Raw genomic sequence first — 14,626 nt, 5'->3', positions numbered from 1 at the left:
GCAGAAGCACTAGACAACTACATCCCAGAACCAGAGCGTGCTGTAGACCAACCGTTCCTACTACCAATTGAAGATGTATTCTCAATCCAAGGTCGTGGTACTGTTGTAACAGGTCGTATCGAGCGCGGTATCCTACGCGTAGGTGACGAAGTAGAAATCGTTGGTATCAAAGATACTACTCTTACTACTTGTACTGGTGTTGAAATGTTCCGTAAGCTGCTTGACGAAGGTCGTGCGGGTGAGAACGTTGGTGCACTTCTACGTGGTACTAAGCGTGATGACGTTGAACGTGGTCAAGTATTGGCAGCGAAAGGTTCAATCAACCCACACACAACTTTCGAATCAGAAGTATACGTACTTTCGAAAGATGAAGGTGGTCGTCATACTCCATTCTTCAAAGGTTACCGTCCACAGTTCTACTTCCGTACAACTGACGTAACTGGCGACATTCAACTACCTGAAGGTGTTGAAATGGTAATGCCTGGCGATAACGTACAAATGATCGTAACTCTAATCGCACCAATCGCGATGGACGAAGGTCTACGTTTCGCAATCCGTGAAGGTGGCCGTACAGTTGGTGCTGGTGTTGTAGCGAAAGTTATCGCTTAATTAGCCAAACTTTAAGTTTAAATACGAATTGTATTTGACTAACGACTATCAAAAAGGGCATCATTTGATGCCCTTTTTCTACGCTGAACAAAATGAAGGCATAAATTGGTCGTTTTGTAACTGACTCAGCAAAGAATTGTATTAGATTTATATCTAATTTATTTAGTTGATGGCTTGTCCTAAACTAATGAGTTAGCCCTGCCAGTTGCGGGGTTATTGTCGTTTTTAAGTAAAACTTTTCACAGGTTTGTTTATGAAAGCCAAAGCTGAAACTCATGAGAGCTCAAAAGCGGCAGATGCTTTTAAGTGGTTTATCACTTTTGCACTGCTAGCTGCTGCTGTTGTGGGAAATTACCTGTATGGTGAAATGTCTGTTGCGATTCGTGCAGCAGCCGTTGTTATTTTAATTGCCGCTGCCCTTGGTGTAGCGGCTCTGACAACGAAAGGTAAAGCTACGATTGTATTTGCTCGCGAAGCAAAACTTGAAGTGCGCAAAGTGGTTTGGCCTACACGCCAAGAAACAATGCAAACAACATTTATCGTATTAGCTGTAAGTATTGTAATGGCTCTATTGCTATGGGGAATTGACGGCATCATGGTTCGTCTAATTGCTCTAGCAACTGGAGTGTAAGGGGTTTTAAACATGAGTGAAGCACCAAAAAAACGCTGGTATGTGGTTCAAGCCTTTTCCGGGTTTGAAGGCCGTGTTGCACAATCTCTTCGCGAACATATCAAAATGCACGCTATGGAAGAGTTTTTCGGTGACGTATTAGTACCTACTGAAGAAGTGGTGGAAATGCGCGCTGGTCAACGTCGTAAGAGTGAGCGTAAATTCTTTCCAGGCTACGTGCTAGTCCAAATGGTAATGAATGATGAATCATGGCACTTAGTACGTAGTATTCCGCGTGTTATGGGCTTTATTGGTGGCACCTCTGACCGTCCCGCTCCTATTACGGATAAAGAAGCGGATGCTATCTTAAATCGTTTAGAGCAGGCGAGTGAAGCCCCAAGACCGAAAACATTATTTGAAGCAGGTGAAGTGGTTCGTGTTACTGAAGGGCCATTTGCTGACTTCAATGGTACGGTTGAGCAAGTTGATTATGAAAAGAGTCGCCTAAAAGTGTCTGTATCGATCTTTGGTCGTGCAACACCGGTTGAGCTTGAATTCAGTCAGGTTGAAAAATCGGACTAATAAATTTGCTTAATAAAGCATCAAAAGACTTGTTTCAGGCGTGAGTTTTGACTATAATTTCGCGCCTTTTTACAGGTATTCATGTAAAGCTAGCGGGGAGCTGATCAAGCGATTAGCGTTTGTACCCAAAATTTAGGAATTAAAATGGCTAAGAAAGTAGAAGCTTATATCAAACTGCAAGTTGCAGCTGGTATGGCAAACCCAAGTCCACCGGTTGGTCCTGCACTAGGTCAACACGGCGTAAACATCATGGAATTCTGTAAAGCGTTCAACGCAAAAACAGAATCTGTTGAGAAAGGTCTTCCAATCCCAGTTGTTATCTCTGTATACAACGACCGTTCTTTCACATTTGTAACTAAGACACCACCTGCTGCTGTTCTTCTTAAGAAAGCTGCTGGCGTTAAGTCTGGTTCTGGCCGTCCAAACACTGAGAAAGTTGGTACTATTACTGACGCTCAGCTACAAGAGATTGCTGAAACTAAAGCTGCAGATATGACTGGCGCAGACATCGAAGCGATGAAGCGTTCTATCGCGGGTACTGCTCGTTCAATGGGCCTAGTGGTAGAGGGATAAGATCATGGCAAAACTTACTAAGCGTATGAAAACAATCCGCGAAAAAGTGGATGTGACTAAAGAATACGAAATCAACGAAGCTGTTGCTCTTCTAAAAGAGTTAGCGACTGCTAAATTCGTAGAAAGCGTAGACGTTGCTGTAAACCTAGGCATTGATGCTCGTAAATCAGACCAAAACGTTCGTGGCGCAACTGTACTTCCACATGGTACTGGCCGTGACATCCGCGTTGCAGTGTTCACTCAAGGTGCAAACGCTGAAGCAGCTAAAGAAGCTGGCGCAGATATCGTTGGTATGGAAGATCTAGCTGAGCTAGTGAAAAAAGGCGAAATGAACTTCGACGTAGTAGTTGCTTCTCCTGATGCAATGCGTGTTGTTGGTCAACTAGGTACTATCTTAGGTCCACGTGGCCTTATGCCAAACCCTAAAGTTGGTACTGTAACTCCTAACGTTGCTGAAGCAGTTAAAAATGCTAAAGCGGGTCAGGTTCGTTACCGTAACGACAAAAACGGCATCATCCACACTACTATTGGTAAAGCATCTTTCGAAGCAAACCAACTACAAGAGAACTTAGAAGCTCTTCTAGTGGCGCTTAAGAAAGCAAAACCTTCTTCTGCGAAAGGTACTTTCCTGAAGAAAGTAAGCATCTCTACCACTATGGGTGCTGGTGTTGCAGTTGATCAAGCGACTCTTAATACTACAGTTGCTTAATTAATTTGCTTAGGCGCAGAATTTGTGTATAATTTTGCGCCTAATTATGGTTGGAGTGTTGCTTATTTTGTCTAATTCTTTTTAGGAAAAGGCAGAGCAAATGATGCTTCCATCCAAGACCGTAGGCGTTAACGAATAGCAATATTAGCTTAACTTAATAATACCTACGTAGATGGTGCCCGAACTGATGGTCGTATTTTGTAAAAATATTCATTTGGGAATGCACCGAAAGAACACTCATTGAATTATCAGTGAGTGGTGTAACTACAACCAGGAGTAAATCCAAATGGCTTTAAACCTTCAAGACAAACAAGCAATTGTTGCTGAAGTTAACGAAGCAGCCAGTGGTGCACTTTCTGCAGTTATTGCTGACTCACGTGGCGTTGCTGTTGGCGCAATGACTTCTCTACGTAAACAAGCGCGTGAAGCGGGTGTTTACATGAAAGTTGTTCGTAACACACTAGCTCGCCGTGCTGTAGACGGTACAGACTACGAATGTCTAAAAGACGTATTCGTTGGTCCAACTTTGATCGCTTTCTCTAACGAGCACCCAGGTGCTGCAGCCCGTCTTTTTAAAGACTTCGCTAAAGAGAACAAAGCATTTGAAATCAAAGCTGCTGCATTTGAAGGCGCAGTTACTGACGCTGATGTACTAGCGACACTACCTACTTACGATGAAGCTATAGCACGCCTAATGATGTGCATGAAAGAAGCTTCTGCTGCCAAGTTGGTACGTACTATCGCTGCTGTTCGTGATCAAAAAGAAGAAGTTGCGGCATAAGCCCTACTTTAACTTTGATTACCATATAAACTTATTGTTAACTTTAAAAGAGAATTGTTATGTCTATTACTAACGAGCAAATCCTAGACGCAGTTGCAGAAATGTCTGTAATGCAAGTTGTTGAGCTTATCGAAGCTATGGAAGAAAAATTCGGCGTTTCTGCTGCAGCGGCTGTTGTTGCTGGCGGTGCTACTGCTGAAGCGGCTGAAGAGCAAACTGAATTTGACGTAATCCTTACTGCTGCTGGCGGTAACAAAGTTTCTGTTATCAAAGCAGTACGTGGCGCAACTGGCCTAGGTCTTAAAGAAGCTAAAGGTCTAGTTGACGGTGCTCCAGCTCCGCTTAAAGAAGGCATTTCTAAAGAAGAAGCTGAAGCTCTTAAAGCACAACTAGAAGAAGCTGGTGCTTCTGTTGAAATTAAGTAATTTATACTTAATTTCTTAGCCGAAAGGCTAATGGCTGGTGGTTAATTAACCACCAGCCTTTTTGCGCTGTAGGGCATAGATTAATTTTCCCGCTGTTTAGGCATCTATGACCCGGCAAAAAACATCACTAAGGCTCTGCTGAAATAAAAACGTTCAGATGAGATTAGGATGTATCCACATAAACAGTGTTGTTAGTCACTGTCCCCGTTTTATCAATTAATTTGATATGAAACGTGTCTTGGGCAGTTTGGGTCACTTATCAGCTAGCTGAGGAACCCCATGGTTTACTCTTATACCGAGAAAAAGCGCATCCGTAAGGATTTTGGTAAGCGTCCACAAGTATTGGACGTTCCATATTTGCTATCGATCCAGCTCGATTCATTCGACAAGTTCATTGAACAAGATCCTGAAGGTCAATACGGTCTTGAAGCTGCTTTCCGTTCTGTTTTTCCGATTCAGAGCTATAACGGCAATTCTGAGCTGCAATACGTTAGCTACCGTCTTGGTGAACCAGTATTTGACGTAAAAGAATGTCAAATTCGAGGTGTCACTTATTCAAAACCACTACGCGTTAAACTGCGTTTAGTTGTATTTGATAGAGACGCACCAGCAGGTACTGTAAAAGACATTAAAGAACAAGAAGTCTACATGGGTGAAATTCCACTCATGACAGACAACGGTACCTTCGTCATTAATGGTACTGAGAGGGTTATCGTATCCCAGTTGCACCGAAGCCCAGGCGTGTTCTTCGACAGCGATAAGGGTAAAACCCATTCGTCAGGAAAAGTGCTTTATAACGCACGTGTTATTCCTTACCGTGGTTCGTGGTTGGACTTTGAGTTCGACCCGAAAGATAACTTATACGTACGTATCGACCGTCGTCGTAAGCTTCCTGCATCAATTATTTTACGTGCACTAGGTAAAACAACAGAAGAGATCCTAGATATCTTCTTTGAAAAAGTGCGCTTTGAAGTAAAAGACCAAACTCTATTAATGGAGTTGGTACCAGATCGTCTACGTGGTGAAACTGCATCATTTGATATTGAAGCAAATGGTACGGTTTACGTAGAAGCTGGTCGTCGCGTAACGGCTCGTCATATCCGTAATCTTGAAAAAGATGGCGTTGAATTTATCGAAGTACCGGTTGAGTACATCGTCGGTAAAGTTGCGTCTAAAGATTACGTTAATGAATCAACTGGCGAATTGATCGTTGCAGCGAACCAAGAAATTTCATTAGAAGCATTAGCGAACCTTTCTCAAGCGGGTTACAAACAGCTTGAAGTTCTGTTTACTAATGATTTAGACCATGGCCCATTTATGTCAGACACAGTACGTGTTGACAGCACAACGGATCGTATTTCTGCACTTGTAGAAATCTACCGTATGATGCGCCCTGGTGAGCCACCAACTAAAGAAGCAGCAGAATCTTTATTCCAAAGCTTATTCTTCTCTGAAGAGCGTTATGACCTATCGACTGTTGGTCGTATGAAGTTTAACAGCTCTATCGGCCGCGAAGATGCGCAAGACCAAGGTATCCTTGATGAAACGGATATCATTGCGGTAATGAAGAAACTGATCGGTATCCGTAACGGTATTGGCGAAGTGGATGATATTGACCACCTTGGCAACCGTCGTATCCGTTCTGTTGGTGAAATGGCTGAAAACCAATTCCGTGTTGGTCTAGTCCGTGTTGAACGCGCAGTGAAAGAGCGCCTAAGTCTTGGTGATTTAGATGCTATCATGCCTCAAGATCTTATCAATGCTAAGCCGATTTCGGCAGCAGTGAAAGAGTTCTTTGGCTCATCACAGCTTTCTCAATTTATGGATCAGAACAACCCGTTGTCAGAAGTGACGCACAAGCGTCGTATTTCTGCATTAGGTCCTGGCGGTTTGACACGTGAGCGTGCCGGCTTTGAAGTACGTGACGTTCACGTAACTCACTACGGTCGTCTATGTCCGATCGAAACGCCAGAAGGTCCAAACATCGGTTTGATCAACTCATTATCAGCGTTTGCTCGTTGTAATGAATACGGTTTCCTAGAGACTCCGTACCGTCGCGTTGTTGATGGTGTTGTAACTGAAGAAGTGGATTACCTTTCTGCTATTGAAGAAGGTCAGTTTGTTATCGCTCAGGCGAACGCACACTTGACTGACGAAGGTCGTTTTGCCGATGAGCTAATCACTGCTCGTCAGAAAGGTGAATCTGGTCTTCACCCACGTGATCATGTTAACTACATGGACGTGGCAACAAACCAAGTTGTATCTATCGCTGCCTCGCTTATCCCGTTCCTAGAACACGATGATGCGAACCGTGCATTGATGGGTGCAAACATGCAACGTCAAGCGGTACCAACACTAAAAGCTGATAAGCCTCTAGTCGGTACTGGTATTGAGCGTAATGTAGCGGTTGACTCAGGTGTAACAGCAGTTGCGAAACGTGGCGGTACAGTTCAATCTGTTGATGCTTCTCGTATCGTAATTAAAGTTAACGAAGATGAGTTGGTTCCAGGTGAAGCTGGTATCGACATCTACAACTTAACTAAGTACACCCGTTCAAACCAAAACACATGTATTAACCAACGTCCAACCGTACTACCGGGTGAACCTGTTTCACGTGGTGACGTTCTTGCTGATGGTCCTTCCACCGACCTTGGTGAGCTGGCACTTGGCCAAAACATGCGTATCGCATTCATGCCTTGGAATGGTTACAACTTCGAAGACTCAATCTTAGTATCTGAGCGCGTAGTTCAAGAAGACCGTTTCACAACGATTCACATCCAAGAACTTTCTTGTGTGGCTCGTGATACCAAGCTTGGTAGCGAAGAAATTACAGCTGATATTCCAAACGTAGGTGAGTCTGCTCTATCTAAACTAGATGAGTCAGGTATTGTTTACATTGGTGCTGAAGTGAAGGGTGGCGACATCCTAGTTGGTAAAGTAACGCCTAAAGGTGAAACGCAACTGACTCCTGAAGAGAAACTACTACGTGCAATCTTCGGTGAAAAAGCATCTGATGTTAAAGATACGTCACTACGTGTGCCTAACTCTATCTCAGGTACCATCATTGATGTTCAAGTCTTTACTCGCGATGGCGTAGAAAAAGACAAGCGTGCGCTTGAAATTGAACAAATGCAGCTGAAAGACGCGAAGAAAGACTTAACTGAAGAGTTCCAAATTCTTGAAGGTGGTCTATTAGCGCGTGTTCGTTCTCTGCTGATTTCTGGTGGCTTCTCTGAAGCGAAACTAGACTCAATGGATCGTAAGCAGTGGTTAGTACAAACACTAGAAGACGATGCACTGCAGTCTCAGCTTGAGCAACTTGCTGAGCAGTGGGATGAGCTAAAAGCTGACTTTGATAAGAAGTTTGAAACTAAGCGTCGTAAGATCACTCAAGGTGATGATCTTGCACCGGGCGTACTGAAGATTGTTAAGGTTTACCTTGCAGTTAAACGTCGCATTCAGCCTGGTGATAAGATGGCGGGTCGTCACGGTAACAAGGGTGTAATCTCTAAGATCAACCCTGTTGAAGACATGCCTTATGATGAAAAAGGTCAACCTGTTGACATCGTGTTGAACCCACTGGGTGTACCATCACGTATGAACATCGGTCAGATCCTTGAAGTTCACTTAGGTCTTGCAGCGAAAGGTATTGGCGACAAGATTAACCAGATGGTGAAAGAGCAACAAGAACTGGCTAAGTTCCGTGAGTTCTTACAGAAAGTTTATGACTTAGGCGATACTCGCCAAGAAGTGAACATTGCTGAACTGTCTGATGATGAAGTCCGTACTCTAATCGGAAACTTGCGTGGTGGTCTACCGATTGCTACACCTGTATTCGATGGTGCAAACGAACCAGCAATTAAAGAATTGCTTGCGCTTGCTGATCTTCCAACGTCAGGTCAATTAGACCTATACGATGGTCGTACGGGTGATAAGTTTGAGCGTCCTGTAACGGTAGGTTACATGTACATGCTGAAACTGAACCACTTGGTTGATGACAAGATGCACGCACGTTCGACGGGCTCTTACAGCCTAGTAACTCAGCAACCACTTGGTGGTAAAGCTCAGTTCGGTGGCCAGCGTTTCGGTGAGATGGAAGTATGGGCACTAGAAGCATACGGTGCTGCTTACACGCTACAAGAAATGCTAACTGTTAAGTCTGATGACGTGAATGGCCGTACGAAGATGTACAAAAACATCGTCGATGGCGACCACAGCATGGAGCCTGGCATGCCAGAATCGTTCAACGTATTGTTGAAAGAGATTCGCTCGCTAGGTATTAACATCGAGCTAGAAGACGAAGAGTAATCCTTGTTATTTATTCAGCAAATGCTGCGATTAATGATAAAGAACTCTCGGATTTAACCCGGTAGAAAAGAGGCGTTCAATTTGAGCGTCTCTTAACTCCTTACAGGAGCTGATTGTGAAAGATTTACTGAACTTTCTAAAAGCACAGCATAAGACCGAAGAATTTGATGCAATCAAAATCGGTCTAGCTTCTCCAGACATGATTCGCTCATGGTCTTTCGGTGAAGTTAAAAAGCCAGAAACTATTAACTACCGTACGTTCAAGCCTGAGCGTGATGGTCTGTTCTGTGCGCGTATTTTTGGTCCAGTAAAAGACTACGAATGTCTTTGTGGTAAATACAAGCGCTTGAAACACCGTGGTGTTATCTGTGAGAAGTGTGGCGTAGAAGTTACACAAACTAAAGTTCGTCGTGACCGTATGGGCCACATCGAGCTAGCCTCTCCAGTTGCACACATTTGGTTCTTAAAATCACTACCATCTCGTATCGGTCTATTAATGGATATTCCGCTACGTGACATCGAACGTGTACTTTACTTCGAAATGTATGTAGTGACTGAACCTGGCATGACTGATCTTGAAAAAGGTCAAATGCTAACGGAAGAAGAATACCTAGACCGCTTGGAAGAGTGGGGCGATGAGTTCGTTGCGAAAATGGGCGCTGAAGCGATCAAAGATCTGCTACACACCATGGACATGAACGCAGAAGCCGAGCAAATGCGTGAAGAGCTAGAAACCACTAACTCTGAAACTAAGCGTAAAAAACTGACTAAGCGTCTAAAACTGGTCGAAGCTTTCATCGCATCAGGTAACAACCCTGAATGGATGATCTTAACTGTACTTCCAGTTTTACCGCCAGATCTACGCCCTCTAGTCCCTCTAGATGGCGGTCGTTTTGCGACTTCAGATCTGAACGACTTATACCGTCGTGTGATCAACCGTAACAACCGTTTGAAGCGTCTTCTAGACCTAGCGGCTCCAGATATCATCGTACGTAACGAAAAGCGTATGTTGCAAGAATCTGTTGATGCCCTACTAGATAACGGTCGTCGCGGTCGTGCGATCACAGGTTCTAACAAGCGTCCTCTGAAATCTTTGGCTGATATGATCAAAGGTAAGCAAGGTCGTTTCCGTCAGAACTTACTTGGTAAGCGTGTTGACTACTCTGGCCGTTCTGTAATCACAGTAGGTCCATACCTTCGTCTACACCAATGTGGTCTTCCGAAGAAGATGGCACTAGAACTATTTAAACCATTTATCTACAGCAAGCTAGAATCTCGTGGCATGGCTACAACGATTAAAGCAGCGAAGAAAATGGTAGAGCGCGAAGAAGCGGTTGTTTGGGATATCCTAGACGAAGTGATTCGTGAACACCCAGTTCTACTAAACCGTGCACCAACGCTTCACCGTCTTGGTATTCAAGCATTCGAACCTGTACTTATCGAAGGTAAAGCGATTCAGCTTCACCCACTTGTGTGTGCGGCATACAACGCCGACTTCGATGGTGACCAAATGGCGGTACACGTACCGTTAACATTGGAAGCGCAGCTTGAAGCACGTACGTTAATGATGTCAACCAACAACATCCTTTCACCAGCGTCTGGTGATCCGATCATCGTACCTTCTCAGGACGTGGTATTGGGTCTTTACTACATGACTCGTGACAAGATCAATGTTAAAGGTGAAGGTATGTACCTCGCTGGCCCTGAAGAGGCTGAAAAGGCATACCGTACTAAGACAGCTGAGCTACATGCTCGCGTTAAAGTACGTATCACTGAAACAGTGGTTGATGAAGACGGTAACAGCACAACAAATACCGCAATGCGTGAAACCACTATTGGTCGTGCAATGCTTTGGCAGATCGTACCAAAAGGCCTTCCTTTTGAAATCGTGAACCAAAAGCTAGGTAAGAAACAAATTTCAACCTTGTTGAATGAGTGCTACCGTAAACTTGGCCTTAAAGATACGGTAATCTTTGCTGACCAAATCATGTACACAGGTTTTGCATACGCAGCACTTTCTGGTGTTTCTGTTGGTATCGACGATATGGTTGTACCGGACGCGAAATACACTGAAATTGCAGAAGCAGAAGAAGAAGTACGTGAAATCCAGGAGCAATTCCAATCTGGTCTTGTTACTGCGGGCGAGCGTTACAACAAAGTTATCGATATCTGGGCGTCTACCAACGACCGCGTAGCAAAAGCTATGATGGATAACCTTTCTTCTGAAACCGTGATTAACCGCGATGGCGAAGAAGAACAACAAGAATCGTTTAACAGCATCTACATGATGGCTGACTCCGGTGCTCGTGGTTCTGCAGCGCAGATTCGTCAGTTAGCCGGTATGCGTGGTCTGATGGCGCGTCCAGATGGTTCAATCATCGAAACGCCGATCACAGCAAACTTTAAAGAAGGTCTAAACGTACTTCAGTACTTTATCTCAACCCACGGTGCTCGTAAGGGTCTTGCTGATACGGCACTTAAGACTGCGAACTCTGGTTACTTGACTCGTCGTCTAGTAGACGTAGCGCAAGACGTTGTGGTAACAGAACATGACTGTGGTACTTTCGAAGGCCTAGATATGATGCCTCATATCGAAGGTGGTGATGTTAAAGTTGCCCTTGCTGAACTTGCTCTAGGTCGTGTTGTTGCTGATGACATCGTTAAGCCTGGTACTGAACAAGTATTGATCCCACGTAATACTCTACTTGATGAGAAGTGGTGTCAGATCCTTGAAGACAACTCTGTTGATAAGATCAAAGTACGTTCAGTGGTAACTTGTGAAGCTGACTTCGGTTGTTGTGCAAACTGTTACGGTCGTGATCTAGCTCGTGGTCATAAAGTGAACCAAGGTGAAGCGGTAGGTGTTATTGCAGCACAGTCTATCGGTGAACCAGGTACACAGCTTACCATGCGTACGTTCCACATCGGTGGTGCGGCATCAACGGCAGCAGCAGAAAACAGCATCCAAGCGAAAACAACGGGTACTGTGAAACTTCACAATGCTAAGTATGTAACTAACAAAGATGGCAAGCTTGTAATCACTTCTCGTGCATCTGAAATGACCATCATTGATGAGTTCGGCCGTACGAAAGAGAAACACAAACTTCCATACGGTTCTATGCTAAGCAAAGGCGACAACGAAGCAGTTACGGCTGGTGAGGTTGTCGCTAACTGGGAAGCGCACACCATGCCAATCATCACTGAAGTGGCAGGTCGTATCCAGTTCGTAGACATGATTGATGGTGTGACTATCTCTCGCCAAACTGATGACCTAACTGGCCTATCTTCAAGTGAAGTAGTAGACCCAGCACAGCGTCCATCTGCTGGTAAAGATATGCGTCCAGTGATCAAGTTAGTTGATGCTCAAGGTAACGATGTGATGATTCCAGGTACGGATATGCCAGCAGCATACTTCCTACCAGGTAAAGCGATCGTTAACATTGAAGATGGCGCGGAAGTTGGCATTGGTGACACACTATCTCGTATCCCTCAGAAATCTGGCGGAAACAAAGATATCACCGGTGGTCTACCACGCGTAGCTGACTTGTTTGAAGCACGTAAGCCGAAAGAGCCTGCGATTCTTGCTGAGCACACAGGTACTGTGTCGTTTGGTAAAGAAACCAAAGGTAAACGTCGTCTATTAATCACTCGCGAAGGCGGTGACGTTTATGAAGAAATGATTCATAAACATCGTCAGCTTAACGTGTTTGAAGGCGAGAAAGTGGAACGTGGTGATGTGATCTCTGATGGTCCAGAAACGCCGCATGACATTCTACGTTTACGTGGTGTTCACGCTGTTACTCAATACATTGCTAACGAAGTTCAAGAAGTTTACCGCTTACAGGGCGTTAAGATTAACGATAAGCACATCGAGACTATCGTTCGTCAAATGCTACGTAAGTGTACAATCACGCATTCTGGTGATTCTGAATTCCTTGAAGGTGAGCAAGTTGAGTTTGCACAAGTTAAAATCGCTAACCGTCAGCTTGAAGCTGAAGGCAAAGCACTTGTACAGTTCGAGCGTGACTTACTAGGTATCACTAAAGCGTCTCTAGCAACTGAGTCGTTCATCTCTGCAGCATCGTTCCAAGAAACGACGCGCGTACTAACAGAAGCTGCGGTTTCTGGTAAACGTGATGAACTACGTGGCTTGAAAGAGAACGTAATCGTGGGTCGCTTGATCCCAGCTGGTACTGGTTATGCTTACCACCAAGAGCGTCAAAAGCAACGTGAGGGTGAAGAACAAGGTCCTTCAGCTGAACAAGCAACTGACAACCTTGCAGCATTACTTAACGCAGGTTTCTCTGAAGAGTAATCTTTAAAGAGACAGACGTAAGTCAAGACTGTTAAAAGGCACCTTCGGGTGCCTTTTTTGTTTCTAATAGAAAATGTTTATGTATTAATTTAATGTGGAATAAGGTGGTGAGTATGTGTTGCCATATTGGTTCGGGTTATAATCCACGGATTCCAATGAGCCACAAGAAAAAGGCTACCTTACATAAGGTAACCTGAAAAATGATTTATGCGCCTGGTGGGATTTCCAAGCTTTCAGCGATCATCTGGATCAGCTGATCTTCTAACTCGAAGCGATCTTCCAATACTTCACCAATTTTTGATAGATCGAAATCAAAGTCTTCCAGTTCATCTTCGACCGCAACATCGGCATATTTGTCGGTGTAATTCAGTAGAGGGTCAGTGGTTTCAACAATTTTAAAATACGTGGTGTTGATGTCTTCGGTTGGTGAAAAGCCAGTTGATTCCCACTGTTGCATCACCATGTCGTAGATTTTGAAATGCCCTTCAGAAATATAATCCACCACATGTTGGCAGAAATCTTGTAGCTCTTCAGGGGAAGGAAGTTTTTCGATGGCCGTTTTTTTATGATGACTTGGCTTTAGTGCCGCCAATTTCCAATATTCAACAATCAAGTTTTGTCTAGTGTCGAGCCAATGGTCGATGACTTCACTGGAACCGCCAAATTGTGCTTGAGTCTGTTTTAGTTTATTTAGCATGGCTGTATCCTCATAATAGCTAACGCGTTATTGGCGTTTAGCCGCTCTACTTTTTTATTAATAGAGGGTCCTTTTTGATAGTGTATACCCAAGTCACTTGGATATATATCATGTAGTGATATGAGTGGTTATAGACAGCAAATCGATAAGCACTGGTATGAAATTAGATTGCCAGTAAAATGGTGGAACTTCAAGCAATGAGATGGGCAGATGCTAAAAAAAGATCAAAAAGTAAACTGGTGTATCGTTGATGGTAGTACGTTACATTTGCAAGACAAAACATTGCCTTATGGATCTGCTGAAGCACTCAATTTACCGACAGAACATGCGGTTATTATTGGTGAATTAGATGGCGTCCCGTGTGCTTGGTTGAATGCTAGCGAGCTTGAGTATGAGCTCGAAATGACCCCGTTACGAGACTTATTGTCTTTTCCTGAAGCAATATTTTTGATGGCTAGTCGCGCCGTTCAATATGGTTACATGTCTGTTTCACAACGCTTTTGTTCGCATTGTGGTGGGCGTAATCGCCTTAACCATAATCAACTGGCAATGCAATGTAATGATTGCCGCACTTTGCATTACCCGAGAATTTTTCCTTGCATCATCGTCGCGATTCGTAAAGACGATAAAATTCTACTGGCGCATCATGCTCGCCATAAAAGTGGCATGCATACCGTGATTGCCGGTTTTGTCGAAGTCGGAGAAACGTTAGAGCAATGTGTGGCGCGTGAAGTGAAAGAAGAGACCGGTATTAATGTCACCAATATTCGTTACTTTGGCAGTCAACCATGGGCATTTCCATCTAGTATGATGATGGCTTTTTTAGCGGATTACGACAGTGGTGACATTCGAGTGGATAAATTTGAATTGTCATCGGCAGATTGGTTTACTGCTAGCGAATTACCGCCGATTGCTCCGAAGGGAACGATTGCACGCGCCTTGATAGAACATACACTAGGTTGTGACATTGAATAACAGCATAGTTTTATTTCATATACTTAACGATTATTCCCAAAG

At 44.1% G+C, this 14,626-nt stretch carries 11 protein-coding genes; 10 read left to right on the top strand and 1 reads right to left on the bottom strand.

Going from position 1 to position 14,626, the window contains the following annotated elements; genetic code table 11:
• The 9 genes from K358_RS0102725 to rpoC all read left to right on the top strand — a co-directional run.
• Positions 1-609: EF-Tu C-terminal domain-related protein (locus K358_RS0102725; protein WP_027695386.1), on the top strand; the 609-nt coding region annotated here is incomplete at its 5' end.
• A 253-nt stretch (positions 610-862) separates the two neighbouring features.
• A complete protein-coding gene (gene secE, locus K358_RS0102720; protein WP_027695385.1) occupies positions 863-1,240 on the top strand; it encodes a preprotein translocase subunit SecE in 378 nt (125 codons plus the stop codon).
• 12 nt (positions 1,241-1,252) lie between these two features.
• Entirely contained in the window at positions 1,253-1,801 is a 549-nt protein-coding gene (nusG, locus tag K358_RS0102715; RefSeq protein ID WP_027695384.1) for a transcription termination/antitermination protein NusG, read from the top strand.
• A gap of 144 nt (positions 1,802-1,945) precedes the next feature.
• Positions 1,946-2,374: a 50S ribosomal protein L11 gene (gene rplK / locus K358_RS0102710; protein WP_027695383.1), complete on the top strand. Its 429-nt coding sequence runs from the start codon at positions 1,946-1,948 to the stop codon at positions 2,372-2,374.
• A 4-nt stretch (positions 2,375-2,378) separates the two neighbouring features.
• A complete protein-coding gene (gene rplA, locus K358_RS0102705; protein ID WP_027695382.1) occupies positions 2,379-3,083 on the top strand; it encodes a 50S ribosomal protein L1 in 705 nt (234 codons plus the stop codon).
• Between the two features lie 286 nt (positions 3,084-3,369).
• Positions 3,370-3,864 (top strand): 50S ribosomal protein L10, encoded by a 495-nt coding sequence (gene rplJ, locus K358_RS0102700; RefSeq protein WP_027695381.1) that lies wholly within the window; start codon positions 3,370-3,372, stop codon positions 3,862-3,864.
• 59 nt (positions 3,865-3,923) lie between these two features.
• Complete coding sequence (rplL, locus tag K358_RS0102695; protein ID WP_027695380.1) at positions 3,924-4,289, top strand: 50S ribosomal protein L7/L12; 366 nt, start codon at positions 3,924-3,926, stop codon at positions 4,287-4,289.
• A gap of 279 nt (positions 4,290-4,568) precedes the next feature.
• Entirely contained in the window at positions 4,569-8,597 is a 4,029-nt protein-coding gene (rpoB, locus tag K358_RS0102690) for a DNA-directed RNA polymerase subunit beta (protein WP_027695379.1), read from the top strand.
• Between the two features lie 115 nt (positions 8,598-8,712).
• The gene (gene rpoC / locus K358_RS0102685) at positions 8,713-12,912 is read left to right on the top strand and encodes a DNA-directed RNA polymerase subunit beta' (RefSeq protein WP_027695378.1); all 4,200 of its coding nucleotides are present in this window, start codon (positions 8,713-8,715) and stop codon (positions 12,910-12,912) included.
• 205 nt (positions 12,913-13,117) lie between these two features.
• Here rpoC and K358_RS0102680 read toward each other — a convergent pair whose 3' ends face one another.
• A complete protein-coding gene (locus tag K358_RS0102680; RefSeq protein WP_027695377.1) occupies positions 13,118-13,609 on the bottom strand; it encodes an Rsd/AlgQ family anti-sigma factor in 492 nt (163 codons plus the stop codon).
• A 210-nt stretch (positions 13,610-13,819) separates the two neighbouring features.
• On the opposite strand from K358_RS0102680, the gene nudC reads away from it, so the two are divergent.
• On the top strand, positions 13,820-14,584 hold the full coding sequence (gene nudC / locus K358_RS0102675) for an NAD(+) diphosphatase (protein WP_027695376.1): 765 nt from the start codon (positions 13,820-13,822) through the stop codon (positions 14,582-14,584).
• The last annotated feature ends 42 nt before the right edge of the window (positions 14,585-14,626 follow it).

This window comes from Vibrio litoralis DSM 17657 (assembly GCF_000426765.1).
Taxonomy (GTDB): Bacteria; Pseudomonadota; Gammaproteobacteria; order Enterobacterales; family Vibrionaceae; genus Vibrio; species Vibrio litoralis.
Note: the sequence above shows the minus strand (reverse complement) of the source record. Positions and strands in the feature narration are given on the sequence as shown.